Origin of the sequence: Achromobacter xylosoxidans (genome assembly GCF_002192695.1) — a bacterium.
GTDB lineage: Bacteria > Pseudomonadota > Gammaproteobacteria > Burkholderiales > Burkholderiaceae_B > Achromobacter > Achromobacter xylosoxidans_C.
The window spans coordinates 407,848-432,919 of the sequence record NZ_MTLG01000075.1; the positions used below are offsets into that span (position 1 = coordinate 407,848).

A 25,072-nucleotide genomic window follows, 5' to 3' on the forward strand; every position below is an offset into this window, starting at 1 on the left:
ACTCACATCCCCAGATACGCCTTGCGCACCTCGTCCGAGGCTGCCAATTCCGCCGCTTCGCCCGACAGCGCCACCCTGCCGCTCTGCATCACGTAGGCGCGCGCCGCGACTTCCAGCGCCTGGGCCATGTTCTGCTCCACCAGCAAGACCGACAGGCCGTCATCGCGGTTCAAGGCGGCCAGCGCATCGAATACCTGTTCCACCAGCAAGGGCGACAGGCCCAGGCTGGGCTCATCGATCAAGAGCAGGCGAGGCCCGCTCATCAGCGCCCGGCCGATAGCCAGCATCTGGCGCTCGCCCCCGGACATGGTGCCCGCCAGTTGCGCGCGGCGCTCCTTCAGTCGCGGAAACAAGGCATAGACCCGCTCCAGGCGTTCGGCGTATAAGCGCTCGTCCCGCACCGTGTACGCGCCCAGGCGCAAGTTCTGCTCCACGGGCTGGCGCGCGAACACCCGCGCGCCTTCGGGAATCATGGAGATGCCCTGGGTCACCAGCTTGTCCGGCGGCGTGCCGGTGATGTCCCGGCCTTCGAACACCACCCGCCCGCCCTTGGGCTTGACCGCCCCAACGATGGCCAGCAAGGTGCTGGACTTGCCCGCGCCGTTGGCGCCCAGCAGGGCTGCGATCTCGCCCGGCCGGACTTCCAGCGACACGCCGCGCACCGCCTGCACGCCGCCGTAGGCCACGCTCAGGTCTTCCACTTTCAGCATCGCATCAGGCACGGTGCTTTCTCCCCAGATAGGCTTCTATCACAGCCGGGTTACGCACGATTTCTTGCGGCGCGCCCTCGGCGATCATCTGGCCGAAGTTCAGCACCAGCACCCGCTGCGCCAGCCGCATCACCACCTCCAGCACGTGCTCGACGATGATGAGCGTGACGCCCGACGCATGGATGCCGCGCAGGATCTCCGCCAACGCGATGGCTTCGGCCGGGTTCAGGCCGCCCGCCACCTCGTCCAGCAGCAGCATGCGCGGCTCGGTCGCCAGCGCCCGCGCCAGCTCGACCCGCTTCTGCCCGGCCACGTTGAGTTCGGCCGCCCTTACGTCGGCGCGCTCGGCGAGGCCCACCAGCTCCAGCACGCGGGCCGATTCGCGGCGCGCGTCCTGCAGGCGCGGGTGGCGCAGCAGCGCGCCGACCATGGCGTTCTCCAACACCGTCATCTGTCCGAAGCTGCGCGGTATCTGGTAGGTACGCACCAGGCCCATGGCGGCCACCTCTTCGGGTCGCCGCCCTATCATCGACTGGCCATCGAAGGTCACCGAGCCGGAGGTGGGCGCGTGATGCCCCACCAGGCCATTGAACAAGGTGCTTTTGCCCGCGCCATTGGGGCCGATGATGGCGACGATCTCGCCCGCCTCGACCGACAGCGAGATGTCCTTGTTGGCGACCAGACCGCCGAATTGCTTGGTCAGGTTCTTAACGTCCAGCAGAGCCACGGCGCCTCCTCAATGTGACCAGCCCACCCGGCAGGAACATGGTGACCAACAAGATCGCCAGGCCGAAAACCAGCAGGTCCAGACCCATGCCCGAACTGCCCCACAGCACGCGCGTTCCCTCCGACAGCGGCAGCAGCACCGCCGCTCCCAACCAAGGACCGATCAGCGTGCCGACTCCGCCCAGGATGGTGACCAGCACGACCTGCACCGACATCGTCAGGTTGAACATGGACTCCGGATCGATGAAGCCCACGTACATGGCGAAGAAGCCGCCCCACACCCCGGTCATGCCCGCCGACATCACGAAGGCCAGCATCTTATAGCGATCCGCCGGCACGCCCAGGCTGCGCGAGGCCGCCTCGTCGCCGTTGATGGCCCGCCAATAGAAACCGGTCTTGGAATGCACCAGGAAGAAGGTGGCGCAGAAAGTCAGGAAGGCCAGCCCCACCGCGATCCAGTAGTACGGCACCTTGCTGCGGAACAGCAGCATCCACGCGGCATCGCCGATGGGCGCCTCCAGGCCGACGGCGCCGCCCGCCCACTCCCAGTTGATCATCAACAGCAGCCCGATCTGCAGCAGCGCAATGGTGGCCATGGCGAAGTAGTGGCCGGACAGCCGCAAGGTGGGACCACCCACCAGCCAGGCCAGCCCGGCGCTGATCAGCCCGCCCAGCGGAATGCCCAACAGCGGCGTGAGCTTCAGGTGGTGCAGCAGCAGCAAGGTGGTGTAGCCACCTACTCCCACGAACACGCTGTGGCCGAAGGAGATCCGCCCCAGGAAGCCCCCGACCAGGTTCCAGCACGCGCCCAGCGCGCCGAACATGATGGCCAGCAGCAGCACCTGCAGGGTGAAGGCGTCCTTTACCACCAGCGGCACCAAGGCCATCAGGATGGCAGCCACGGCGGCAGCCAGGACCGGCCATTTGGGCACGCCGGCGGACGCGGTATCGATTTTGTCTGTCTTGTTCATTTCACCACCGCCCGAACAGGCCGCGCGGCCGATACCAGAGAACCAGGATGAACAGGATGAAGACGCTCACCGTCTTCAAGGCCGGCGCGACGAAGTAGCCCGTCATGGCCTCGATGATCCCGATCAGGATTCCCGCGATGAAGGCGCCCGGCAGCGACCCGAAGCCGCCCATGCAGACCGCCACGAAAGCCAGCAGGCCGAACACCGTGCCCACCGAGGGAAACACGTAGAAGAAGGTGGTCAGCAAGGCGCCGGCCAGGCCCACCGCGGCGCTGCCCAGCATCCAGACCAGGGCGTTGACCCGGTCGGGCGAAATGCCCACCAGCGCCGCCACCTGGCGGTCTTCCGCCACCGCCTGCAAGGCATGGCCCCAGCGCGTGCGGTACACCAGGATGAACAACGCGACCACCACCACCAGCGCGATCAGGCCCGTCACCACCTGGGGCCTGCCCAGCGAGATGCCGGCCACCGTGACGCTGCCTGACACCAGCGTGTCGGGCAGGCTGCGGTAGTCGGGGCTGAAGGCGATGAAGGCGATCTGGCGCAGCACCAGCCCAAGGCCAAAGGTGGCCAGGATGACCGCCATCGCCGGCCCCTTCTGCAAGCGGCGGATGATGAGCGCATAGGTCAGGAAGCCGACGAAGGCGAGCAGGATCGCCACCAGCGGCGCCGACAGCGTGGGATCGATGTGGCCCAGCGTGTAGAGCCAATAGGCGGCATACATGCCCAGCATCAGGAACTCGCCATGGGCGAAGTTGATGACGTCGGTAATGCCCCAGATCAGCGCCAGCCCCACCGCCACCGCGGCATAGATCAGGCCGTTGAACAGGCCTGCCGAGAGAGCTTCAAACATGGAGTGCTCCTCGCGGCAGGCCCCGCGGCCCGCCGCGTCAGACTATGTTTACTTCCAGGCGAACGGCAGCGTGGGCAGGCTCTTGTCCGTGCGGTATTTTTCCGGCCACACCGTCTGGTAGGACGAACCCTTCAGTTCCAGGATCAGGCCCGAACCCTTGGTATTCTGGCCCTTGGCGTCGAACTGCACCCCGGCCCAGGGCATCGCGACCTGCGCCTCGCCCAGGTCGGTGGCCGCCAGCGCCTTGCGGATCGCCTCCGGATCGGTGGAGCCGGCCCGGTTGATCGCGTCGGCCAGCACCAGCACCCCTTGCATCGAGCGCGCATTGTTGCCGTTCAGGTCCTTGCCGGTCTTGGCCTTGTACATGTCGTTGATCTTCTTCAGGCCGGCCTTGGACGCCGCCACGTCATTGCCCCAGACGTCGCGCGTCAGCACGCCCTGGACCTGCGGCCCCACCTCCTGCACGAAGCGCGAATCGATGAAGCCCGCGTCGTTGGCCAGCAGCACCGGCGGCGCGTACTTGCTTTCGCGCATGGTGCGCACGAACAGCATGGCGTCCGAGGTATAGCTGGCGAAGATGGCCACATCGGGCTTGGCCGCCGCCAGCTTCTGCACCTCCGCCGTCACCGAGGCCGAACCCGCGCTGTAGGCGATGTTGGCAACCAGTTGGCGTTTGTACTGCTTGGCGAACTTTTCCACCGCCTTGTAGGTGTTCACGCCGAAGTCGGTGTTCTCGTACACCACGGCAATCTTGGCGGTCGGCACCGCCTTGATGCCATCCAGGAACTGCATCATGTTCTCGACGAAGGTATCGTCGTTGGGCGAAGTGCGGAAGAACCACTTGTAGCCGCGCTCGGTCAGGTCGGGGCTGCTGGACTCGCCGTTGACATAGGGGATGCCGCGCTGCTCGGCGATGCGGCTGGCGGTCTTCGTCACGGCCGACTGGTAGGCGCCGGTCAGGGCCACGACCTTTTCCTGGTCGATCAGCCGCTGGGCGTCGGCCAGGCCCACTTCGGGCTTGCCTTGGGAATCGCCGAACACCACTTCGATCTTGGCGCCGCCCAGCGCAGGCAGGCCGCTGCCCGCGGCCAGCGGTATGCCTTCGAGCTCGGGGTGCGGATTGTTGATGATCTCGACCGCCAGCTCGACGGCCGCCTTGATCTCCGCCCCGGTGGACGCCAAGGCGCCCGACAAGGGGTAGATCGCGCCGATGCGCACGGCCTGCTGCGCCTGCGCGGGCACGGCGCACATCAGCGCCAGACTCGCGGCGACACCCGCGATGAGCTTCATCTTCATAACTGAACTCCTGAATGGAACCGGCTAGGTGTGAAAGCACTACATGGACGCGGCCGGGAATCCCCAAGGGGATAGCCAGGCTCGCGGCGGCACGAGGCCATCCGGCAAGCCGGAAGGCCCCAGATTCAAAGCGGTTGTCGCCATTTCCCCTTGTCCTTTGATGGATCGTTTTGGTGGCACAACTGGCACTGCAGCGCGACTACGACTTTCAACCGCTACCCGTTTGCGCGCTACCGGGAAAGCGAATGGATGGCGGTCAGAACACCGCCATCCGGCTATTGATGAGGTCCGTGACCAGCATGTGGCCGGGCGCGTGGGTAATGCAGAACTCCGGCCGCACGGCTGCGACCACCGACTGCGGCGTCACGCCGCAAGCCCAGAACACGGGCATTTCGCCTTCGCGTATCTCCACCGGATCACCATAGTCCGGGCGGTTGATGTCGGCAATCCCGATCAACGCGGGGTCGCCGATATGCACCGGCGCGCCGTGGACCGAGGGAAAACGCGAGGTGACCAGGATGGCGCGGATGGCGTCCGCCGCCTTCAGGGGACGCATGGATACGACCAGCGGTCCGCCGAACACGCCCGCGGCATGGGTCGGGATGCTGGTGCGGTACATGGGCACGTTGCAGCCCTGCTCGATGTGGCGCACCGGCAGGCCGTTGTCCAGCATCGCCTCTTCAAACGAGAACGAGCAGCCGATCAGGAACGACACCAGGTCGTCGCGCCAGAGGTCGCGCACGTCGGTGGGCTCGGCCACCAGCTCGCCGTTCTGCCAGACGCGGTAGCGCGGGATGTCGCTGCGGATGTCGATGTCCTGGCCCAGTTCCGGCAAGGCGGGATCGCCCGGTTCGGACATGGCGAGCAAGGGACAGGGCTTGGGATTGCGCTGGCAGAAATGCAGGAAATCCGCGGCCAGCGCGCGCGGCAGGATGGCGAGATTGGCCTGGACATGGCCGGGCGCGAGGTTCGCGGTGGGGCCGGTAAGCTTGCCGCTGCGCGCATCCAGGCGCGCCTGGCGGGCCAACTCAACGCTAGTGCGCGCGGCAGGGTTCGTATGCATGTCCATCCCTTCAATGACGATTCAAGTATGGGGACATTGCACAGGAACGGCGCACCAGCGTCCAATCACATGTTGCGATAGACCCCGATCATATTTATTTATGAGGGTTATGCCGGATGGCGCAGCGCCTCTTCACGCGCAATCTGCTGCGCCGCCTCGGCCACCGCGCGCGGGATCTGGCTGTCCGGACCCTGCATCCAGCAGGCGGTGTAGTGCAGCGGCGGCAAGGCCGGCGCCTTCACGTCCAGGATGCGCAATTCGCCCTGCGCCAGCTCCTTGTGCAGGATGACAGGCGCGATGACCGCGGTGCCGATGCCGTCCTGCGCCATGCGCACGATGACGCTGAGCGCCGAACTGCCGTACATGCGCGGCGCCTCCACGCCGGCCTGCTGCAACAGCTGGCGCACGGCGCGGTGCGGGTCGGTGGTGGACGGATAAGTGATGACGGGCCATTCGGCCAGCCGCTTCAGGGGGATGGGCTGGCGCCCGACCTTGAGCTTGGGGCTCGCCACCCAGCTCAGCGGGTAGTTGCAGAGATACAGGTTTTCGATGCGCGGCTCTTCCATCGGCCCCAGCAGGAAGGCCAGGTCGATCTGGCGCGAGGCAAGCTGCGTCTTCAGCACCGTGGTCGTATCCACCTGGATCTCGACCATCAGCGCCGGATAGACGTCGTGCAGATACTCCATCAGGGTCGGCAGCCAGGTATGGACGATGGTTTCCGATACCCCCAGCCGCAGCATGCCGCTCATGACGCTCTTGGCGCGCGCGGCCTCCTGCATGTCGCGCCGCATCTGCAGCATGCGCTCGGCGTGCGACAGCAGCTCGCGCCCCTTGCCCGTCAGCTTGATGCCGCGCGCGTCACGGTCGAACAAGCGCACGCCCAGATCGGATTCCAGCGACGCGATGCGCTGGGAGATGGCAGGCTGGGTGGCGTTGAGCTTCTCGGCCGCGGCGCGGAAACCGCCCAGGGTGGCAACCCAGAAGAACGTTTCGATATTGCGCAGATCGATCATGGCGGCAAAGTCCGGCTATGCAGCCGCCATCTTAGCGTCCGGGACGGGCGGGCGGCTGCCGTCCGTCCCGGCAGCGCATCACTGCCCGGCGTAGAGCGCTTCCAACGCCAGGCCGATGCCCAGGATGCGGCGGTCCGCGCCGTTGCTGCCCGCGATCATCAGCCCCACCGGCGCCGTGCCGGCGGCATGGCAAGGCAGCGACAGCGCGCAGCCATCCAGGAAATTGATCAGCGTCGGGTTGCGCAGGATCAAGCCGTTGGCGGCGTAATAGGCCTCGTCCGAAGCCTGCAGGTCGGCCACCGCCGGCGCCACGATCGGCGTGGTCGGCATGATCAGGGCGTCGTAGCCCGCGATGCGGCGGTCCACCGCCGCCACCCAGGCTTCGCGCGCGTCCAGCAGGTCCAGGTAGTCGGCCGCGCTCATGTCCTTGCCGCGCATGATGCGCGACACCACGCGCGGGTCGTAGCGCTTGCCCGCGCGGGCGATCAGGTCGCGGTGCCAGGCCCAGGCCTCGGCGGCAGTGAAGCCTCCCTTGGCGTTGATGGCGGCCAGTTCGGCGAATTCCGGAATCGCGATCTCTTCGACCAGCGCGCCGGCGGCCTTCAGGCGGCTGACGGCAGCCGCGAAGCTGTCGGCGACATGTTTTTCCATGGCGTCCAGCGCCAGGGTGGTCGGGATGGCCAGGCGCAGGCCGCGCAGCACGGCCGCTTCGGGCACGGGGCCGCCGTCGCCGGACAGGATGGCGTCCAATTCGGCGCAGCAGCGCACGCTGGCGGCTATCGGGCCGATGGAATCCAGGTTGGCCGACAGCGGCAGCACGCCTTCCATGGAGACGCGCCAGGCGCTGGGCTTGAAGCCGGTCAGGCCGCAAAGCGCCGCCGGAATGCGCACGGAGCCGCCGGTGTCCGAACCAATGGCCGCGGCCGACATGCCATCGGCAACCGAGACGGCCGCGCCCGAGGACGAGCCGCCCGGGATGCGTCCGGTGGCGCGGTCGTAGGGATTCAGCGGCGTGCCGTAATGGGGATTGATGCCCAGGCCCGAATAAGCGAATTCGGTCATGTTGGTGCGGCCGATGATGACCGCGCCTGCGGCGATCAGGCGGCGCACGACTTCGGCGTCGGCGTCGGCCGCCGGTTCGCCTTCACGTGCCACCGAGCCCGCCATCGTGGTTTCGCCTTCGACGTCGAAGAGATCCTTGATGCTGATGGGCAAGCCCTCGATCGCGGAGCGGACGATGCCGGCGGCGCGCAGCGTGTCGGAAGCTTGCGCCTGCGCCAGCGCGGAGTCGGCATACAGGCGAGTGAACGCGCGGGCGCCTTCGCCCGCTTCGTCCTGCGCGCGGGCGAGCGCCGCCTGCGTCAGTTGCACGGAGGTGCTGCGGCCCTCTTGCAGGGCCAGGGTCAGATCATTCAAAGTCGGAACCATAGTCATCCTAGTGCCGTCTTGCGGCTTGGGTGCAAACGGGCGCGCCCGCGGGCGCGCCTGGCGATCAGCGCCTGGGGCCCGAATCAGGCCACCACGGGGAGCGTCTCGACATGATAGCGGTGGCGCAGGCTGCGCTGACGCCGCGGATCGTGCAACTCCATGGTGAAGTCGGCCGCGGCGCGGATGCCGCCGATCGCGCCTACCGTGCCGCAGGTCATGCCCGCGCCGGCCGGCAGCACCGTGGCGCCGCCGGTATAGCCTGCGATCAGGTCCTGCGGCGTGCGCAGCGACGCCAGCGGGCCTTCCTGGTACAGCACTTCGACGCCGTTCTCGACGATGTAGGAACGGATGATCAACTCGTCCCAGTAGTCGGCCACGTCGGCCAGGCGCCAGGCGCTGGTCGCCACGGGCTTGACGCAGACCTGCTTGGACATGGCCACGCTGTAGGTCTCCAGCTTGCGGTCGGTGTGATCGGAGGCGATGCTGACGTACATTTCGCCGTCCACGGAGAACACGAAGGTCTCGACTTCGCCCGAGGAATCCTCGCCCAGGGCCTGCACGGTTTCCTTCTGGGTCAGCTGGTTGTCGGCGATGCGGTAGTACAGCGGCACGCTGCTGGGGCGCGGCACGCCGATGGCGGCCAGCTCTTCGATGTGGTGCTCGATCGCGGCAATGTCGCGTCCGGCCCAGCCGGCGACGATCAGGGTGTCGAGCTCCACTTCCACCTGGCGGGGTTGCGAGTCTTCGATCTGGAATACGGCTTTCATGTCTGTCCTGCTGAAAATAAGGGGATGAAGGACGCGGCGGCTCGCCGCGCCCCGGAATGTCTATGGGTTGAGGTCAGCCGAACACGCGCGGCAGCCACAGCGCCACGTCCGGCCAGAAGGCCAACAGCGCCAGCATCACGAACATGGCCGCCACGAACGGCAGGCTGCCGACGATGACCGCGCTCATCGAGCCGCTCTTGCGCAGGCTCTGCACCACGAACAGGTTCAGGCCCACGGGCGGCGTAATCAGCGCGGCTTCGACCAGGATGATGATGACGATGCCCAGCCAGATGGGGTCGAAACCCAGGCCGATCATGATGGGCGCCACGATGGGGATGGTCGTGATCATCATGGACAGCGTTTCCATGAAGCAGCCCAGCACCAGGTAGAAGATCACCACGATCAGCAGCATCCAGCCGGGCGACAGGCCCAGGCCCGTGATCGACTTGGTCAGCGCGTCCGTCAAACCGGTAGCGGACATGACGAAGTTCAGGAAGCTGGCCGCCACCACGATCAGCATGATCATGGCCGTGGACCGCATGGTGCCTTCCATGACTTCGCGCAGCATCGACCAAGACAGGCGGCGGAACCAGGCCGCCAGGATGAACGCGCCCAGCACGCCCAGCGCAGCGGCCTCGGTCGGCGTGGCCAGGCCGGCATAGATGGAACCCACCACCAGGAAGAAGATCCCCATGGGCGGCGCCAGATGCACCAGGCTGGCGATACGCTGGCCCCAGGTAGCCTGGATCTTCTTGCCGCCCCAGGACGGCTTGGCGACGCAGGCGATGACCACCGTCAACATGAACAGCGCGGCCATCGCGAATCCCGGGATGATGCCGGCCAGGTACAGCTTGGGCACCGAGGAGTTCGTCAGCACGCCGTAGATGACCAGGTTGATCGAAGGCGGGATCAGGATGCCCAGCGTGCCGCCGGCGGCCAGGCTGCCCAGGAACAACGGCTCGTTGTAGCCGTACTTGCGGATCTGCGGAATGGCCACGGTGCCCACCGTCGCGGCGGTCGCCACGCTGGAGCCCGAGGTGGCCGAGAACAGCGTCGAGGCGCCGATGTTGGCGTGCATCAGCCCGCCCGGCAGCCACGACAGCCACAGGCTCATCGCGCCGTACATGCGTTCGGCGAACCCTGCGCGCAGCAGCACCTCGCCTAGCATGATGAACAGCGGAATCGCCACCAGCAGGAATTCGTTGTTGGTGCTCCACGAGACTTCACCGATGGCGCGCGTCAGCGGCAGCATGGAGAACAGCGGATCCAGGATCAGGCCCAGCACGCCCAGCGCCGCGCCCACCGGGATCGACAGGCCGATCAGCACCAGAAGCAGTATCAATGCGGTGGAAATCATGCGGCCTCTCCCTTCACCATGCGCTCGCCAGCGGCGGCTTCTTCGTCGGCTTCTTCCTGCGCCGAACGCACGCCGCAAATGCTCTTGACCAGTTCGATATCGCCCGTGACCAGCGCGGCGGAGGCGCGCGCCAGCATCAGCGCAACGGTGATGCACATCCAGCCCAGGCCGAGCAGCCACAGGCCCTGCGGAATCCACAAGGGCGTGGCCAGCGGCGTGTTGGCGGCGGATTTCTGCGCCCAGGAGGTCTGCACCACCTCGGAGGCGTAATAAGTCAGGTAGACCATGAAGACCGCCAGGGCCACCATGGAGATCCAGTCCAGCACGGCCGCGATGCGCACCGGCATGTACTGGTAGACCACGTCCACGCGCACGTTGGCGCGTTGCAGCGTGGCGAACGCCAGCGCCCAGGACGTGCTGATGGCGAAGGCGTAGCTGGACAGCTCGTCCGCGCCGCCAGTCGTGAAGCCCAGGAACTTGCGGGCCAGCACGTCAAACGAGATCAGCAGCACGCTGGCCACCGTCAGCGCCCCGCCGGCCCAGACAGCCACCCGCGAGAAGCTCTCGGCCCGCCGCAATAGCCCGCCCAGCAGGCGAAAGTGTTCAGTTTGAGTCATGAGTAAAACCTTTGCAGGGCCAGGCAAGCATTGCCCTCCCAGCTATGTAACGAACGATCCCATAGGGATGCCACGAAGCGAGCTCTGCCGATCTGCGGCAACTCCCCCCATCGGGATGCCTCGAAGCCAGCTCTGCCTATCTGCGGCAGCTCCCCCCATCGGGATGCCACGAAGCCAGCTCTGCCGATCTGCAGCGCCCCTCCCCCGATCAGGATGCCGCGGAGCCGGGCTCCGCCGGTCCGCAGGCATGCCCCCCTGGGGGGGAAGCGCGCAGCGCTTCGGGGGGGAAACTACTTCTTCGCCACCACGCCCAGCGTCTTGCCGATCGTGGCGTTGAAGTCCTTCACGCACTGCGCCGAGCAGCGCGCGGCCCACTTCGGCAGCACGGCTTCTTCGGTGACCTTCTTCAGCAACGCGCGGTCCGCGTCCGAGGGCTGGACCAGGACCATCTTGCCCTTGACCGGGAACGGGCAAGCGGCGGCGCCCGTGTTGCAGTCATAGCCTTCCTGGGTCTGGCGCGCGGCGGCGTCCCAGATGTTGTCGACCAGCGTCTTCACATTGGTCTGCAGGAAGGTGCGCACGTTGGGATCGAGCTTGTCCCAGGCCTTCTGGTTCACGGCGTGGATCTGCTGGTTCCAGTTGATCGGCAGCGCGACCAGGTGGGTCGACACTTCGTACCACTTGGCCGAATAGCCGGACAGCGAACCCGTGATGGCGCAATCCACCACCTTGTTCTGCAGCGCCGGCACCACTTCGCCGAAGGCCATGGTCACGCTGGAGCCGCCCAGCGCTTCGACGAACTCGGCGGTGGTGCGGCTGCTGGTGCGCACTTTCTTGCCCTTGATGTCGGCCAGGCTCTTGATTTCGGCGTTGCAGAACAGCACTTGCGCGGGATAGGTGGAGATGCCCAGCAGCTTGACGTTGCTGCCTTCGCCATACAGCTTGGCATAGACCGGTTCGAACGCGTCCGTGACCGCGCGCGCGGTCTTGACGTCCGGCGCCAGGCCGGCCAGGTCGATTGCTTCGTTGATGGGGTTGTCGCTGGCGAAGTACGCCAGCGTTGCGGTGCCGAATTCGACCACGCCTTGCGACATCAGGCGCAGCAGTTCGGGACCCTTCAAGCCCATTTCGTTGAAGCCCTTGATGTCGGCCGTGACCTGCCCCTTGGACAGCTCGGGGATGGTCTTGGTCCAGAACGGCTTTTCGTAATCGTTGTAGGCGGTCAGGTTGCTCAGGCCGCCCACGACCTTCAACTGGGTCTTGGGGAGGTCCTGGGCCTGGACGGCGCCGGCCAACAGGCTGGCGGCGACGGCGGCGAAAACAAGCGACTTCTTCATGGACAAAACTCCTAGCTGGCGGGATGGTATGCCGCGCGCCGGATCCCGTTATCCTGGCGGCGCGCGGTGGCAATCGGAGAGTCTGGGGATCAGCCGCGCAGCGGCGCGCACGGCGCCTGCGCGGCATGGCTGGCCGCCCGGGTCTGGAAATGGGACCTGCGCTGGTTCATGCTTTCCCCCGCTCTGTGCATCCAGGCGATCGTTATTGATGTGGCGCCATTGCAGCGTCAGGGGCGCGGAGCGTCCAATCGTATGTTGCGATACGGGGGTATAAATTTTTCTTTGGTCTCGCCCGCCGCGGGCCCCGCGTTTCGCGCAAACGACGCAGCGGCGCGGCTCAGCGGGCAGCCAGGCGCGCCGGGCCGCGGCCGCGCCTGACAGCTGTCCGTGCCTGCCGCAAGGCTCGATCTGGGGTAAACACCTAGAGCGGAGTGCCGTCCGCGGCCTGCTCCGCCACCTTCTGCGCCATCTGGGCGATGACGCGCACCGCGTGGCTGTCCGGCCCCTGCACCCAGGTCGCGGTGAAGCTCAGCTCCGGTAAGGGATCGGCTTCCACCCGCAAGATGCGCAGTTCGCCGCGCGCCAGTTCCTTGCCCAGGAACACGGGCGCGATGACGCTGGTGCCGATGCCGTCCTGCGTCATGCGCACCATCATCGACATCGATGCGCTGCCATACATGCGTGGCGAATTCACGCCAGCCCGCGTCAGCATGTCGCGCACCACGCGGTAAGGCGCGCTATTGGAGGGATAGGTGATGATGGGCAGCTTGCCTATCCGCTCCAGGGTCAACGGCTCCGGCCCCAGCTCCAGCACGGGGCTGGCGACCCAGGCCAGCGGATAGGTGCATAGCGGCAGGTTCTCGACCCGCGCCTCCAGCACCGGTCCCATCAGGAAGGCCAGATCGATCTGGCGCGACATCAGGTGCGAGCGCAGCACGTGGGTCGTGTCGACCTCGATCTCCAGCACCATCGCCGGATAGTTGGAGTGGATCAGTTCGATCAGCGTGGGCAGCCAGGTCTGCACGATGGTCTCGGCCACGCCGATGCGCACCGTGCCGCTCATGACGTTCTGTTCGCGCGCGGCTTCGAACATATCGCGCCGCACCTGCAGCATGCGCTCGGCATGCGACAGCAATTCATGGCCCTTGGCCGTCAGCTTCACGCCGCGCGCGTCGCGCTCGAACAGGCGCACGCCCAGATCGGCCTCCAGCGAGGCAATGCGCTGCGACACCGCGGGTTGCGTGGTGTTGAGTTTGTCCGACGCGGCGCGAAAGCTGCCCAGCGTGGCCACCCAAAAAAAAGTTTCGATGTTGCGTAGTTCTATCATGAGCCTGTTCCCCCGGCGCGATGAGCGTATCATGGCAGCCGCCCGGTACCTGCAAACCGGCATTTCAGCCACCAAAGGAGTTTGTCGATGACCCCGGCCGATAACGGTCGCACGCGCCGTGCAGCGCCCGCTTCCAGCGGCCCGATGATGGGGGTGCTGTTGCTGGTGCTGTCGATGTGGACGCTGTCGTGCCTGGATGCCAGCGGCAAGTGGGTGATGAATGCGGGCGTGCCGCTGCTGGTGCTGTCGTGGTTCCGCTATGCCGTGCACCTGGCGCTGGTGCTGGCCCTGGTGCTGCCCGCGCGCGGCCTGGGCGTTTTTCGCAGCAGGAAGCCGCGCGAACAGATCCTGCGCGGCGGCTCGATGTTCCTGGCCACGCTGATGTTCTTCACCACGCTGAGCTACATCCCTCAGGCCGAGGCCACCGCCATCAACTTCCTGGCGCCGCTGCTGGTGCTGTCGGCCGCGCCCTGGGTCCTGAAGGAACCCGCCCGCCTGTCGCGCTTCATCGCCGCGGGCATCGCCTTCATCGGCGTGATCATCGTGATCCGCCCGGGCGGCGGCCTGGATCCGGTGGGCACGGTGTTCGGCCTGCTCACGGCCTGTTGCTTCGCGGTCCAGTTCATCGCGACGCGGCGCGTGGCGGGCGACGATCCGTTCACCTCGCTGATCTGGAGCGGCGCCGTTGGCACGCTTTGCCTGACCCTGGCCCTGCCCTTCATCCTGCCGCCCGTCCTGCCCATCCTCAAGGCGCTGGCGCCGCTGGATTGGGTCGTGCTGATCTCCACTGGCATCACGGGCGGCTTGGGCCACCTGTTCCAGATCGCCGCCTACCGCCGCGCGCCCGCTTCCACCCTGGCGCCCTTCGTCTACCTGCAGATCATCAGCGCCACCTCGGTCGGCTGGCTGGTCTGGGGCCATTTCCCCGACCCGCTGACCTGGCTGGGCATCGCCATCATCTGCGCCAGCGGCATCGGCATCGGCCTGATCGAATGGCGCCGCAGCCGCGCCCAGGCCGCGCCGCTGGCCGGGGCCGACGCGCGCTAAGCCGGCAGCGCGCCCGCGCCGCCTCCCGTACAATGCGGGTCGCTTTTTGCGCTTTCGCGCATGGGCGATCCAGGCATTTCCCCGAATCGAGGCTCCCATGATCATCAAGCCCCGCGTGCGCGGTTTCATCTGCGTCACCACCCACCCGGCCGGCTGCGCCGCCAACGTCCGCAACCAGATTGACTACGTCAAGGCTCAGGGGCCGATAGCTGGCGGGCCGAAACGCGTGCTGGTGCTGGGCGCATCGACCGGCTATGGCCTCGCGGCGCGGATCAGCGCGGCCTTCGGCTGCGGCGCGCAGACGCTGGGCGTGTTCTTCGAGCGGCCAGGCGATGCGGCCAAGGCCGGCACGCCGGGCTGGTACAACACGGCGGAGTTCCACGAGCAGGCCCACGCCGCCGGACTCTATGCCAAGAGCGTCAACGGCGACGCCTTCTCCGACGAGATCAAGCGCAAGACCATAGACCTCATCAAGCAGGACCTGGGCCAGGTCGACCAGGTGATCTACAGCCTGGCCGCGCCGCGCCGCACGCACCCCAAGACCGGGGAAGTCTTCAATTCGACCCTCAAGCCCATCGGCCAGGCCGTCAACCTGCGCGGCCTGGACACGGACCGCGAAGTGGTCAAGGAATCCGTGCTGGAACCCGCCACCCAGGCCGAGATCGACGCCACCGTCGCCGTCATGGGCGGCGAAGACTGGCAGATGTGGATCGACGCGCTGCTGGAAGCCGGCGTGCTGGCCGAAGGCGCCAGCACCACGGCGTTCACCTACCTGGGCGAGAAAATCACCCACGACATCTACTGGAACGGCTCCATCGGCGCGGCCAAGAAGGATCTGGACCAGAAGGTGCTGGAGATCCGCGCCAAGCTGGCCGCGCGCGGCGGCGACGCCCGCGTGTCGGTGCTGAAGGCGGTGGTGACGCAGGCCAGCTCGGCGATCCCGATGATGCCGCTGTACCTGTCGCTGCTGTTCAAGACCATGAAGGAAGCCGGCACGCACGAAGGCTGCATCGAACAGGTCTATGGCCTGTACCGCGACAGCCTGTGCGGCAAGACGCCCATCCTCGACCAGGACGGCCGCCTGCGCGCCGACTACAAGGAGCTGGATCCCGAGGTGCAGGCCCGCGTGCAGGCGCTGTGGGGCCAGGTCACCAACGACAACATCTACCAGCTGACCGATTTCGCGGGCTACAAGCAGGACTTCCTGCGCCTGTTCGGCTTCGAGATCGACGGCGTCGACTATGAAGCCGACACCGATCCGGCCGTGGCAATCCGCGGCCTGGCGTAAGCCCCGGCGCTAGCGCGCCATCAGCTCCAGCAGGCGGTCCAGGCCGCCTGCGTCGATCGCCACCTTGACTTCCTCGCGCACGGCCGGCTTGGCGTGGTAGCCCACCGACAGGCCCGCCGCGCGCATCATCGGCAGGTCGTTGGCGCCGTCGCCCACCGCAATGGCGCGCTCGGGCCCCACGCCCAGGGACGCACACACTTCGAGCAGCTTGCGGCGCTTTTCCTCGCCGTCGCAGATATCGCCCCACGCTTGTGGCAGCAGCCGGCCGGTCAAGCGGCCGTCCACGATTTCCAGCACATTGGCGCGCACGTCGTCCAGGCCCAGGCGCACCCGCAGCCGGTCGGTGAAGCAGGTGAAGCCGCCGGTGACCAGCAGGCAGGTCAGGCCTGCGGCTTTGCAGGCCGCGATCAGCGTCTCGGCGCCGGGGTTGATGCGCACGCGCTGCTCATAGACCTCGTCCAGCGCCGCTTCCGGCATGCCCGCCAGCAGCGCCACGCGCTCGCGCAGGCTCTGCTTGTAGTCCTTGATCTCGCCGCGCATCGCGGCTTCGGTCAGCGCCGCCACCTCGGCCTTCTTGCCCATCAGGTCCGCCATTTCGTCCAGCGTCTCGATCGAGATCAGCGTGGAGTCCATGTCGAAGGCGATGAGTTTGTAGTCCGTCAGCGCCAGCGGAGGCGCTATGCCGCGCCAAAGCAGGCCGGGAGTCGTCGAGGCGGAATGCATGAAAGGTCCTTGGTCTATGCGGTGTGTGAGGGGTCGCGTCCTTGCTCGCGCAACCACTCGATGAACAGCAGCGCCGAAGCCGCGGCTGGGCCGTCCTGCCGATACAGCGCGTGGATGCCCGCGTTCGGCAGCTGGGGCCCGTCGAACAGCGGACGCAGGCGGTCGGCGCGGATGTCGTCGTCCAGCAGACACCAGGGCGCCAGCGCGATGCCCAGGTCATTCATGGCGGCCTGCATGCACAGGAACTGATGGTCGAACACCGGCCCCGGCAATTGCGCGGGCACGTCCACCTTGGCCAGCGCGAACCAGCGCGGCCAGTGGTCCATGCCGCCCGCGATCTTCAGCAGCGGATGCCCCAGGCAATCCGCGGGCGCCGCCAACCGGTTGCGCTCGATGAAGCGCGGCGATGCCACCGGCACATGAAAGTCGTCCAGGCAGTGCACGCAGGCCAGATCTGAATGCGCCATGTAGCCATGGCGGATCAGCACGTCGCTGCCCGTGTCGCCGCCGCGGTCCAGAAAGGAACGCCCTTGCGTGGTGAGCTGCACGTCCACGCCGGGGTGCCGAGCCTGGAACGCCGACAGGCGCGGAATCAGCCACTTCATGGTCAGGGACGGCGTGGCGCAGACGCGCAGCACGCCGCCGTAGGCGGGCGATTTCAGTTTGGCGGTCGCGGCCGCGATGCGTTCCAGGCTGGCCTGGATTTCCGGAAAATAGGCCTGGGCGCAAGGCAGCAGCGCCACCCCGCGCGCCTCGCGCGCGAACAGGGGCTGCCCCACGTACTCTTCGAGTATGCGGATCTGCTGGCTGACCGCGCTGTGCGTGATGCTCAGTTCATCGGCGGCCGCGGTAAAGCTGCGCAGACGCGCCGCGGCTTCGAACACGCGCAAGGCCTTGAGCGGCGGCAGGCTCTGCCCCGCCATCTCAGTTGCGGCCCGCCCGCGCGCCGGCCCGGCGCCGCGCTGTGCTGCTCTTTCCCACGTTTTCCCTTGTCGTCTATTTTTTTATCGGCGCTGCTTGCGCGCGCCTGTCCTATCCAGCCGCATTCTAGGTGATAGCCCGCGCGCCGACCTCTTAGAAAAACTAACGACTACCCTTAAAAAACACCGCTAGTCGCGCGTGGAACCCGTTCCTATGATGCCGACAACCTCAGGCAGGAAGCAAAACATGGCATCAATCACCGTAGACGGCATCGTCAAGACTTTCGGCGGGCAGCAAGTCCTGCGCAATCTGTCCCTGCACATCCCCGACGGCGCGTTCTACACGCTGCTGGGACCCAGCGGCTGCGGCAAGACCACGCTGCTGCGCTGTATTGCGGGCTTCTATGCCCCGGACGGCGGACGCCTGTTGTTCGATCAGGACGACGTGACCCACGTGTCCGCGCACCGCCGCGACATCGGCATGGTGTTCCAGGACTACGCGCTGTTCCCGGACAAGACTGCTTTCGACAACGTGGCCTATGGCCTGCGCGCCCGCGGCGTGGCGCGCGCCGAGATCACGCGGCGCGTCAACGAAGCGCTGGACAAGGTCGGCCTGCTGGCATTGGCCGACCGCTACCCCGCGCAGATGAGCGGCGGCCAGCGCCAGCGCGTGGCGCTGGCGCGCGCGCTGGTGATCCGCCCTCGCGTGCTGCTGATGGACGAGCCGCTGTCCAACCTGGACGCCAAGATGCGCCTGCAGATGCGCGACGTGATCCTGGACCTGGTGCGCGAGGCCGGCATCACCACCGTGTTCGTGACGCACGACCAGGAAGAGGCGCTGGCGATGTCGGATCGCATCGCCATCATGGACCGCGGCGACATCGCCCAGCTGGGCACGCCGGAGGAACTCTACGGCACCCCCGTAAACGCCTACGTCGCGGACTTCATCGGTTCGGCCAACGTGATCCCGGTGCCCGCCCGCAACGGCCAGGCCGGCGCCCCCGCCGGCCATGTGCGCTACGAGATCTGCGGGCTGGGCTTTGACGGCGTGCAAGGCAGCGACCAGCTGGACGGCAAGGGCGTGCTGATCGCGCGCCCGGAAGAGCTGGCCCTGATGGCGCCCGCGCCCTACGTGCCCAATACCTTGCCGGGCAAGGTGCTGCGGCGCCAGTACCTGGGCTTCAAGACGGCCTACCGGATCGCGCTGGACAACGGCTCCGAGATCCGCGTCGAGCTGCATGCCGGCAACATGGTGGCGCAGTTCCAGCCCGGCGAAGCCGTGCAGGTGCTGATTCCCGCCGACAGCCGCGTCGTCAACGCCTGAGGACGCGCCAGCCATGAAAATCAAATGGTGGCCCTGGGGCATCCTGACGGCAATCAGCCTGGCCCTGCTGCTGTTCTTCGTGCTCTATCCGCTGGGCGTGCTGTTCAGCAATAGCGTCACCGGGCAGGATGGCGGCTTTACGCTGGAGGGCTTCAAGGCCCTGCTGGCCGACTCCCAATATGTCGAGGCGTTCGGCAACACGCTGATCCTGGGCCTGGCGGTCACGACCTGCACGGTACTGGTAGGCGTGCCCTTCGCCTACATGGTGGCGCGCTTCGACTTTCCGCTGAAGAACCTGGTGGCGATCCTGCCGGTGCTGACCATCGTGATTCCCGAGATCATCGTCGGCCAGTCCTGGCTGCTGATCCTGGGCAACAACGGCATCCTGACCAATCTGCTGGGCGACGCCGGCATTTCGCTGCCCTCGTTCTACGGCTGGACCGGCATGGTGTTCTCCATGACGCTGGTCTACTACACCTACATCTACCTGGGCGTGCTGGCGGCGCTGCGCGGCTTCGACGGCCAGCTGGAAGAAGCGGGCCTGAGCCTGGGCACGCCGCCGCTCCTGACCAAGCTGCGCGTGCTGGTGCCGGTGCTGCTGCCGGCGGTGCTGGTCAACGCGCTGGTGGTGTTCACGCTGGTGGTGGGCAACTTCGCGCTGGCCATGCTGCTGGGCAGCCGCGTGCCGCTGCTGTCGGTCATGACCTACAACACCTTCGTCAGCGAAATGGGCGGCAGCCCGACGCTGCAGAGCGCGATGTCGGTGGTGTCGATCGCCATCGTCGCCATCGTGCTGTTCTTCCAGAAGCGCGTGGTGGAGCGCAAGGTCTACACCATGACGCAAGGGCGCGCGCCGGCCGCTACCCGCGTGCGCTCCTGGACCGCCCTGCTCTACACCAGCGGCGTGGGCCTGATCATCTTCATTTCGCTGCTGCCGCTGATCGTGGTCTTCATCGCCGCCTTCACCAAGACCAGCGGGCCCGTCATGCAATGGGGCCAGTGGTCGCTGGCCAGCATGCAGCGCGCGCTGCACGGCGCGCCGGAACCGATCCTGAACTCGCTCAAGTTCGCGTCCCTGGCCACGGTGCTGGGCGTGGCCTTCGCGGTACTGGTCAGCTACCTGACGATCAAGAAGCGCAGCGCATCCACCCAGGTACTGGACTACATCGTGGTGCTGCCGCTGACCATTTCCGGCACGGTGCTGGGCATCGCGCTGGTGCAGACCTTCAACACCGGCTGGCTGGTGCTGGCGGGCACCTCAGGAATCATGGTGCTGTGCTACACGGTGCGGCGCCTGCCCTTCGCGGTGCGCAACGCCTCGTCGGTGCTGTTCAACATCCCCGAGTCGATCGAGGAGGCTTCGATCAGCCTGGGCGTGTCGCCGCTCATGACCTTCTTCAAGGTGATCCTGCCCGCCATGAAGGCGTCCATCATCTCGGCAGCCATCCTGATGTGGCTCACCACCATCTCCGAGCTGTCGGCTTCCATCGTCGCCTACAGCGGCGGCCTGGAGACCATGCCTATCGCCATCTTCCGCCAGGTCGACGGCGGCAGGCTGGGCATGGCGTCGGCCTACGGCGCGGCGCTGGTCACGGTCATCGTGCTGCCCATCATCGTGTCGGTCAAGGCGTTCCGCATCAAGCTGTTCTCCGGCAAATAACCCACTCGCACAGAGGCTAACCATGCAACTCAAGCACCTACTTCAGTACAGCGTCCTGGCCGCCGCCCTGGCCACCGGCGCCGTCCAGGCCCAGAACGTCGTGCTCTATTCGTCCAACAACACGGAGACAATCGAAACCGCCCTGGACGCGGTGAAGCAGAAGTCGCCCAAATTGAACGTGCAGCCCGTCACCGGCGGCACCGGCACGATGATGAAGCGCATCGAGGCCGAAGCGCAGAATCCGCGCGGCGACCTGTTCTGGAGCGGCGGCTTCGGCACGTTGGGCGCCTACCGCCAGCACCTGCAGCCCTACCGCCCGGCCGACCTGGACAAGATCCCGACGGAATTCCGCGGTCCGGACGACCTGTGGGTGGGCACCAACGTGCACGTCATGGTGATGATGGTCAACGAGCGCCAGCTCAAGGGCCTGGCCGCGCCGGCCACGTGGTCCGACCTGATGCAGCCGCAGTGGAAGAACAAGTTCGCCATCACCGACCCGTCCAAGAGCGGCACGGCCTACATGCTGGTGTATGGCATCTTCAAGCAATTCGGCCAGGAAGGCCTGGACAAGATCGCCGCCAACGCGGTGGTCACGGCATCGTCCGGCACCACCTACAAGGGCGTGGCCGCGGGCGAGTACGCCGTGGGCATGACGCTGGAATACGCCGCGCAGGAATACGTGGCCGGCGGCCAGAAGGAAATCAAGCTGGTCTACCCGACCGAGGGCAGCTACCTGGCGCCTGAGGGCATGTTCATCATCAAGGGCGCGAAGAACATGGACGCCGCCAAGGCCTTGTATGACGGTCTCTTGAGCAAGGAATCGCAGGAAGCCCAGCTGGTGAAGAACTTCCGCCGTCCGACGCGCACGGACGTGGCCGTGGCCAGCCTGACCACCCTGCCCGACCTGAAGACCATCAAGATCTTCCCGGTCAGCCAGGATGCGGCGGCGAAGGAGTATGAGACGGTGGTGGCGGCCTGGAACCAGGCCGTGGCCAAGGCGAAATAGATAGGCCCCCACGCCGCGCCCCTTCGGGGCTAGCTGCCCCCCGAGGGGGCTGGCCCACCTTGGGGCGGCCCGGCGGTGGGCCGGCGGCATCAGGCGCCGTTGACCATCCGCCCCGCCGCCAGCACCAGCTGACGCCCGCAACGGGCGGCCAGCTGCGGATCGTGGGTCACCAGCACCAGCGTGGTGCCGTGCTCGCGGTGCAGGTCGAACATCAGGTCGATGACCGTCACGCCCGTGGCGGCATCCAGGCTTCCGGTGGGTTCATCCGCGAACAGCAGGTCGGGCTGCACCACGAAGGCGCGCGCCAGCGACACGCGCTGCTGTTCGCCGCCCGACAGGGTGCGCGGGTAATGATGCAGGCGCTTGCCCAGCCCCACCCGCTCCAGCATGGCCTGCGCAGCGTCGCGGGCGGATTGTCCGGCCAGCTCCAGCGGCAGCATCACGTTTTCCAGCGCCGTCAGGTTGGGCAGCAGCTGGAATGACTGGAACACGAAACCTACATGATTGGCCCGCAAACGCGCGCGGCCGTCCTCGTCCAGCGAGAACAGGTCCTGTCCCGCCAGGCGCACGCTGCCCGCGCTGGGAACATCCAGGCCGGCCAGCAGTCCCAACAAGGTGGACTTGCCCGACCCCGAACTGCCGGTGATGGCCACGGCGCTGCCCGCCTCGACCGTAAAATCTATACCTTCCAGGATGGAGAGCGTGCCGCCGGCATCGGCCACCTGCTTGCCCAGCCCTTTCACCTCGATCGAATTCTTGTTATCCATGCGCCTATTTTCCCGTCTGCTACTCATGACCGCCATGGCCACCGCCATTGTGGCGCCCGCCCACGCTCAGACCGCCGCCGCGGCCCAGGGTTCCGCCCCGCGCACGGTGCTGGTTCTGGGCGACAGCCTGTCCGCCGAATACGGCATCAAGCGCGGCACCGGCTGGGTGCCGCTGCTTTCGGCCCGCGTAGCGGAACAATACCCCAAGTACCAGGTGGTCAACGCCAGCATCAGCGGCGACACCACCAGCGGCGGCGTGGCCCGCCTGCCCGCCCTGCTGCGCCAACACGCGCCCGCCGTGGTGGTGCTGGAGCTGGGCTCGAATGACGCGCTGCGCGGTTTGCCCCTGAACATGACCGAGCAAAACCTGCGCACCATGGCCCAGGCCGCCCGCAAGGCCGACGCGCAGGTCCTGATCGTCGGCATGCAGATTCCGCCCAATTACGGCCGGGATTACACCCAGCGCTTCGCCCAGGTCTTCCCCACCGTCGCCAAAGACGAAAACGCCCGGCTCGTGCCCTTCCTGATGGAAGGTATCGCAACGAACCGGGCGATGTTCCAGGCTGACGGCATCCATCCGAACGAGGATGCCCAGCCCCTACTGCTGGACAACGTGTGGCCGACGCTGCGGCCACTGTTGAACTGACTCTGTGAGCTGTGAGTCTGGCTGATCAGCCGGCCGCCGGCTGATCGCCGCGGATGACCGCGGCGGCGGCGGGCAGCACCTGCACCTTGTACTCTTCGCGCAGCATGCGCAGCACGGCTTCGTTTTCGGCCTGGCCCCAGGCGCCCGACACCTGCTGCGCCAGGCGTTCCTTGTCGGCCGGGTCGACCGTGCCGGCCTCGACCTTCTCCAGGCGCGCCAGCGTGTAGTCCGAACCCGACTGCACGCCTGCGTAGGCCGGCAGCGTGGTGGCGGGCAGGCGCATGACGGCGTCCAGCACCGAACGCGGCAGCTCCTTGGGATCCTGGCGCGACACGACCACCGGCGCGCCGAAGCCTTCCGGCGCGGCCGCGGGGTTAGCGCGGTCGGCGGCCAGCGCGGCCTCGCCGGCCTGCTTGGCGGCTTCGGCCGAACGCTCGTCCAGCAGCTTGGCGCGGATGGTGTCCGAAACCTTGTCCAGCGGCGGCACGTGGGCCGGCTCAACCGCGCCGACGCGCAGGGCCAGCATGGTGTCGGGCGAAAGCTCGATCACGCCGGAGTTCTGCTTTTCACGCAGCACGTCGGGCGAGAACAGCACCTGGCGCACGCGCGGATTGTCCAGCAGCGCGGCGTCGGGGCTGGCGGCCGCCGAGCCCGGGCCGGCCTTGTCGGCGGACAGCAGGCCTTCGCGGGTCACGCCGGCGGCGGTGCGCAGCTTCAGGCCGACGGTGTCGGCGGCGGGCTGCAGGCTGTCGCGCTGGTCATAGACCTGCTTGTTCAACTGGCTGGCCATTTCCGAGAAACGCACGGCGGCGAGCTGCTTGCGGACTTCGGCGGTGATCTGGTCCTTGACCTCGGCCAGCGGCTTGATGGCGGCGGGCTGGATCTCGGTGACCTTGACCACGTGCAGGCCGGACGGGGTTTCGATCACGCCGGACACCTGGTCCTTGGCCTGGCCGAAAATCGCCTTTTCCAGCGGACCGGTCAGCATGCCCGGAGCCAGCCAGCCCAGATCGCCGCCATTGGAGGCGGAACCCGCGTCCTGCGAGTTCTTGCGCGCCAGTTCGGCGAACTGCGCCGGATCGGCGGCGGCCTGCTTGGCGAGGTCCTCGGCCTTGGCGCGCGCGGCCTTGCGGGCGTCTTCCGACGCGCCGGGGGCCAGGTTGATCATGATGTGGCTGGCGCGGCGGCGTTCGGGTTGGCCGAAGCGGTTCTTGTTCTGCTCGTAGTAGGACGCCAGGTCCTCGTCCTTGACCTGCACGCCTTGCGTGGCGGCGGCCTCGTCCAGCACCAGGTACTGGACCTGGACCTGTTCGGGAATCTGCAGCTGCTGCTTATTGGCGTCGTACCAGGCCTGGATGTCGGCCGGAGTGACGGTGACTTGCGAGCGGTAATCGGCGGCGGCGAAGCGGCGCAGTTGCACCGTGCGCTGCTGCGTCAATGCCGTTTCCAGCGACGCCACGACTTCGCTGGGCGCGCGGGCCGACTGGCCGACGGGCTCCAGCACGCGCGCGACGGCGAGGTCGCGGCGCAGGCCGGCTTCGAACGAGGTCGGCGACATGCCTTGCGCGGCCAGCACCTGGCGGTAGCGCTCGGGCGAGAAGCGGCCGTTGTCCTGGACTTCAGGAATCGCGGCGATGGTGTTGCGCAGCGTTTCGTCGGACACCGAGAAGCGGTTATCGACGGCGACGTTGGCCAGCAGGCGCTGATTGATCAGCTGATTGAGCAGGCCTTCGCGCAGCGCCGGCGTGTCGATGACGGCCGGATCGAACTGCGCGCCCAGACGCTGGCGGAACTGCTCCAGCTGGTTGCGGTGCGCCTGGTCGAACTCGGCCCGCGACACGGGCTGACCATTGACCGTGGCCAATTCAGGCTCGGCGCGCATGAAGCTGTCATAGCCTTGAATACCGACCAGGAAGAAGGACGGCACAATCAGAAGCAGCAGGATGAACTGCATCCAGCGCCGATGGCTGCGAATAAATTCGAACATGGAATCCCTGTTGCCGCACCCCAGGCGCACGCCCGAAGCCGCAAGAAAACGCATAAAAAAAGGCGAACCAGATTCGCCCTGTTCCCATACCGGTCAATACCGGATCAGCGGGCGGATTTTACCATTTCTCATTCGCCGCGCAGACCAGGAATCTTCCGAATGCCGTCCGGGCCCGCCCCTCGACTGCGGCGACACGAAATCGGGGACCGAGTCAACCCGGGGAACCACCATTTCCAGGC

General features: G+C 66.9%; 23 protein-coding genes. 6 read left to right on the top strand and 17 right to left on the bottom strand.

The window, feature by feature from the left end; genetic code table 11:
- Window positions 1-2 precede the first annotated feature (2 nt).
- The 13 genes from BRO63_RS16085 to BRO63_RS16145 all read right to left on the bottom strand — a co-directional run bounded on the left by BRO63_RS16085 (window position 3) and on the right by BRO63_RS16145 (window position 13,465).
- Window positions 3-710, bottom strand: coding sequence for an ABC transporter ATP-binding protein (locus tag BRO63_RS16085; protein WP_088140707.1), 708 nt, complete (start codon window positions 708-710; stop codon window positions 3-5).
- A gap of 4 nt (window positions 711-714) precedes the next feature.
- Window positions 715-1,437 (bottom strand): ABC transporter ATP-binding protein, encoded by a 723-nt coding sequence (locus BRO63_RS16090; RefSeq protein ID WP_088140708.1) that lies wholly within the window; start codon window positions 1,435-1,437, stop codon window positions 715-717.
- Window positions 1,418-2,407 (bottom strand): branched-chain amino acid ABC transporter permease, encoded by a 990-nt coding sequence (locus tag BRO63_RS16095; protein WP_088140709.1) that lies wholly within the window; start codon window positions 2,405-2,407, stop codon window positions 1,418-1,420. The genes BRO63_RS16090 and BRO63_RS16095 overlap by 20 nt, the downstream gene beginning before the upstream one ends.
- Window position 2,408: 1 nt before the next feature.
- Window positions 2,409-3,260 carry a branched-chain amino acid ABC transporter permease gene (locus tag BRO63_RS16100; protein WP_088140710.1) on the bottom strand — a complete coding sequence of 284 codons (852 nt, stop codon included), beginning with the start codon at window positions 3,258-3,260 and terminating at the stop codon, window positions 2,409-2,411.
- A gap of 48 nt (window positions 3,261-3,308) precedes the next feature.
- The gene (locus tag BRO63_RS16105; protein ID WP_088140711.1) at window positions 3,309-4,556 is read right to left on the bottom strand and encodes an ABC transporter substrate-binding protein; all 1,248 of its coding nucleotides are present in this window, start codon (window positions 4,554-4,556) and stop codon (window positions 3,309-3,311) included.
- A 256-nt stretch (window positions 4,557-4,812) separates the two neighbouring features.
- Window positions 4,813-5,619 (bottom strand): putative hydro-lyase, encoded by an 807-nt coding sequence (locus BRO63_RS16110; protein ID WP_088140785.1) that lies wholly within the window; start codon window positions 5,617-5,619, stop codon window positions 4,813-4,815.
- 107 nt (window positions 5,620-5,726) lie between these two features.
- Window positions 5,727-6,632 (bottom strand): LysR family transcriptional regulator, encoded by a 906-nt coding sequence (locus BRO63_RS16115; protein ID WP_088140712.1) that lies wholly within the window; start codon window positions 6,630-6,632, stop codon window positions 5,727-5,729.
- A gap of 78 nt (window positions 6,633-6,710) precedes the next feature.
- On the bottom strand, window positions 6,711-8,060 hold the full coding sequence (locus BRO63_RS16120) for an amidase (protein WP_088140713.1): 1,350 nt from the start codon (window positions 8,058-8,060) through the stop codon (window positions 6,711-6,713).
- An 83-nt stretch (window positions 8,061-8,143) separates the two neighbouring features.
- Window positions 8,144-8,827: a DUF2848 domain-containing protein gene (locus tag BRO63_RS16125; protein ID WP_088140714.1), complete on the bottom strand. Its 684-nt coding sequence runs from the start codon at window positions 8,825-8,827 to the stop codon at window positions 8,144-8,146.
- Window positions 8,828-8,900: 73 nt separating this feature from the next.
- A complete protein-coding gene (locus tag BRO63_RS16130; RefSeq protein ID WP_088140715.1) occupies window positions 8,901-10,184 on the bottom strand; it encodes a TRAP transporter large permease in 1,284 nt (427 codons plus the stop codon).
- Window positions 10,181-10,801 carry a TRAP transporter small permease subunit gene (locus BRO63_RS16135; protein ID WP_088140716.1) on the bottom strand — a complete coding sequence of 207 codons (621 nt, stop codon included), beginning with the start codon at window positions 10,799-10,801 and terminating at the stop codon, window positions 10,181-10,183. Before BRO63_RS16135 ends, BRO63_RS16130 begins: the two co-directional genes overlap by 4 nt.
- Window positions 10,802-11,091: 290 nt before the next feature.
- A complete protein-coding gene (locus tag BRO63_RS16140) occupies window positions 11,092-12,138 on the bottom strand; it encodes a TRAP transporter substrate-binding protein (protein WP_088140717.1) in 1,047 nt (348 codons plus the stop codon).
- A 421-nt stretch (window positions 12,139-12,559) separates the two neighbouring features.
- A complete protein-coding gene (locus BRO63_RS16145) occupies window positions 12,560-13,465 on the bottom strand; it encodes a LysR family transcriptional regulator (protein ID WP_088140718.1) in 906 nt (301 codons plus the stop codon).
- 87 nt (window positions 13,466-13,552) lie between these two features.
- Here BRO63_RS16145 and BRO63_RS16150 point away from each other — a divergent pair, with 87 nt between their 5' ends.
- Together BRO63_RS16150 and fabV are read left to right on the top strand one after the other, a co-directional pair.
- Entirely contained in the window at window positions 13,553-14,512 is a 960-nt protein-coding gene (locus tag BRO63_RS16150) for a DMT family transporter (protein WP_088140719.1), read from the top strand.
- Between the two features lie 97 nt (window positions 14,513-14,609).
- Entirely contained in the window at window positions 14,610-15,800 is a 1,191-nt protein-coding gene (fabV, locus tag BRO63_RS16155) for an enoyl-ACP reductase FabV (RefSeq protein WP_088140720.1), read from the top strand.
- Between the two features lie 9 nt (window positions 15,801-15,809).
- Here fabV and serB read toward each other — a convergent pair whose 3' ends face one another.
- Both serB and BRO63_RS16165 read right to left on the bottom strand, forming a co-directional pair.
- Window positions 15,810-16,523, bottom strand: a complete 714-nt coding sequence (gene serB, locus BRO63_RS16160; protein WP_088140721.1) for a phosphoserine phosphatase SerB — start codon at window positions 16,521-16,523, stop codon at window positions 15,810-15,812.
- Window positions 16,524-16,537: 14 nt separating this feature from the next.
- Window positions 16,538-17,446, bottom strand: coding sequence for a LysR substrate-binding domain-containing protein (locus BRO63_RS16165; protein ID WP_088140722.1), 909 nt, complete (start codon window positions 17,444-17,446; stop codon window positions 16,538-16,540).
- A gap of 244 nt (window positions 17,447-17,690) precedes the next feature.
- On the opposite strand from BRO63_RS16165, the gene BRO63_RS16170 reads away from it, so the two are divergent.
- Genes BRO63_RS16170 through BRO63_RS16180 form a run of 3 tightly spaced genes read left to right on the top strand, consistent with a single transcriptional unit; the run spans window position 17,691 to window position 21,433 of the window.
- A complete protein-coding gene (locus BRO63_RS16170; RefSeq protein ID WP_059375714.1) occupies window positions 17,691-18,767 on the top strand; it encodes an ABC transporter ATP-binding protein in 1,077 nt (358 codons plus the stop codon).
- A 13-nt stretch (window positions 18,768-18,780) separates the two neighbouring features.
- Window positions 18,781-20,427: an ABC transporter permease gene (locus BRO63_RS16175; protein ID WP_088140723.1), complete on the top strand. Its 1,647-nt coding sequence runs from the start codon at window positions 18,781-18,783 to the stop codon at window positions 20,425-20,427.
- A gap of 22 nt (window positions 20,428-20,449) precedes the next feature.
- The gene (locus tag BRO63_RS16180) at window positions 20,450-21,433 is read left to right on the top strand and encodes an ABC transporter substrate-binding protein (protein WP_088140724.1); all 984 of its coding nucleotides are present in this window, start codon (window positions 20,450-20,452) and stop codon (window positions 21,431-21,433) included.
- Between the two features lie 89 nt (window positions 21,434-21,522).
- On the opposite strand, the gene BRO63_RS16185 is transcribed toward BRO63_RS16180, so the two are convergent.
- Entirely contained in the window at window positions 21,523-22,200 is a 678-nt protein-coding gene (locus BRO63_RS16185) for an ABC transporter ATP-binding protein (RefSeq protein ID WP_054454006.1), read from the bottom strand.
- Here BRO63_RS16185 and BRO63_RS16190 point away from each other — a divergent pair.
- A complete protein-coding gene (locus BRO63_RS16190) occupies window positions 22,199-22,846 on the top strand; it encodes an arylesterase (RefSeq protein ID WP_088140786.1) in 648 nt (215 codons plus the stop codon). The two genes, BRO63_RS16185 and BRO63_RS16190, sit on opposite strands and share 2 nt — an antisense overlap.
- Window positions 22,847-22,871: 25 nt before the next feature.
- Here the strand turns inward: BRO63_RS16190 and BRO63_RS16195 are convergent, their stop codons facing one another.
- Window positions 22,872-24,833 (bottom strand): SurA N-terminal domain-containing protein, encoded by a 1,962-nt coding sequence (locus BRO63_RS16195; RefSeq protein WP_088140725.1) that lies wholly within the window; start codon window positions 24,831-24,833, stop codon window positions 22,872-22,874.
- Window positions 24,834-25,072: the final 239 nt, after the last annotated feature.

Coding starts and splice junctions, on each gene's coding strand:
- BRO63_RS16085 (WP_088140707.1), bottom strand. CDS start 710: ATGCTGAAAGTGGAAGACCTGAGCGTGGCCTACGGCGGCGTGCAGGCG.
- BRO63_RS16095 (WP_088140709.1), bottom strand. CDS start 2,407: ATGAACAAGACAGACAAAATCGATACCGCGTCCGCCGGCGTGCCCAAA.
- BRO63_RS16100 (WP_088140710.1), bottom strand. CDS start 3,260: ATGTTTGAAGCTCTCTCGGCAGGCCTGTTCAACGGCCTGATCTATGCC.
- BRO63_RS16105 (WP_088140711.1), bottom strand. CDS start 4,556: ATGAAGATGAAGCTCATCGCGGGTGTCGCCGCGAGTCTGGCGCTGATG.
- BRO63_RS16110 (WP_088140785.1), bottom strand. CDS start 5,619: ATGCATACGAACCCTGCCGCGCGCACTAGCGTTGAGTTGGCCCGCCAG.
- BRO63_RS16115 (WP_088140712.1), bottom strand. CDS start 6,632: ATGATCGATCTGCGCAATATCGAAACGTTCTTCTGGGTTGCCACCCTG.
- BRO63_RS16120 (WP_088140713.1), bottom strand. CDS start 8,060: ATGGTTCCGACTTTGAATGATCTGACCCTGGCCCTGCAAGAGGGCCGC.
- BRO63_RS16125 (WP_088140714.1), bottom strand. CDS start 8,827: ATGAAAGCCGTATTCCAGATCGAAGACTCGCAACCCCGCCAGGTGGAA.
- BRO63_RS16130 (WP_088140715.1), bottom strand. CDS start 10,184: ATGATTTCCACCGCATTGATACTGCTTCTGGTGCTGATCGGCCTGTCG.
- BRO63_RS16135 (WP_088140716.1), bottom strand. CDS start 10,801: ATGACTCAAACTGAACACTTTCGCCTGCTGGGCGGGCTATTGCGGCGG.
- BRO63_RS16140 (WP_088140717.1), bottom strand. CDS start 12,138: ATGAAGAAGTCGCTTGTTTTCGCCGCCGTCGCCGCCAGCCTGTTGGCC.
- BRO63_RS16145 (WP_088140718.1), bottom strand. CDS start 13,465: ATGATAGAACTACGCAACATCGAAACTTTTTTTTGGGTGGCCACGCTG.
- BRO63_RS16150 (WP_088140719.1), top strand. CDS start 13,553: ATGACCCCGGCCGATAACGGTCGCACGCGCCGTGCAGCGCCCGCTTCC.
- fabV (WP_088140720.1), top strand. CDS start 14,610: ATGATCATCAAGCCCCGCGTGCGCGGTTTCATCTGCGTCACCACCCAC.
- serB (WP_088140721.1), bottom strand. CDS start 16,523: ATGCATTCCGCCTCGACGACTCCCGGCCTGCTTTGGCGCGGCATAGCG.
- BRO63_RS16165 (WP_088140722.1), bottom strand. CDS start 17,446: ATGGCGGGGCAGAGCCTGCCGCCGCTCAAGGCCTTGCGCGTGTTCGAA.
- BRO63_RS16170 (WP_059375714.1), top strand. CDS start 17,691: ATGGCATCAATCACCGTAGACGGCATCGTCAAGACTTTCGGCGGGCAG.
- BRO63_RS16175 (WP_088140723.1), top strand. CDS start 18,781: ATGAAAATCAAATGGTGGCCCTGGGGCATCCTGACGGCAATCAGCCTG.
- BRO63_RS16180 (WP_088140724.1), top strand. CDS start 20,450: ATGCAACTCAAGCACCTACTTCAGTACAGCGTCCTGGCCGCCGCCCTG.
- BRO63_RS16190 (WP_088140786.1), top strand. CDS start 22,199: ATGCGCCTATTTTCCCGTCTGCTACTCATGACCGCCATGGCCACCGCC.
- BRO63_RS16185 (WP_054454006.1), bottom strand. CDS start 22,200: ATGGATAACAAGAATTCGATCGAGGTGAAAGGGCTGGGCAAGCAGGTG.
- BRO63_RS16195 (WP_088140725.1), bottom strand. CDS start 24,833: ATGTTCGAATTTATTCGCAGCCATCGGCGCTGGATGCAGTTCATCCTG.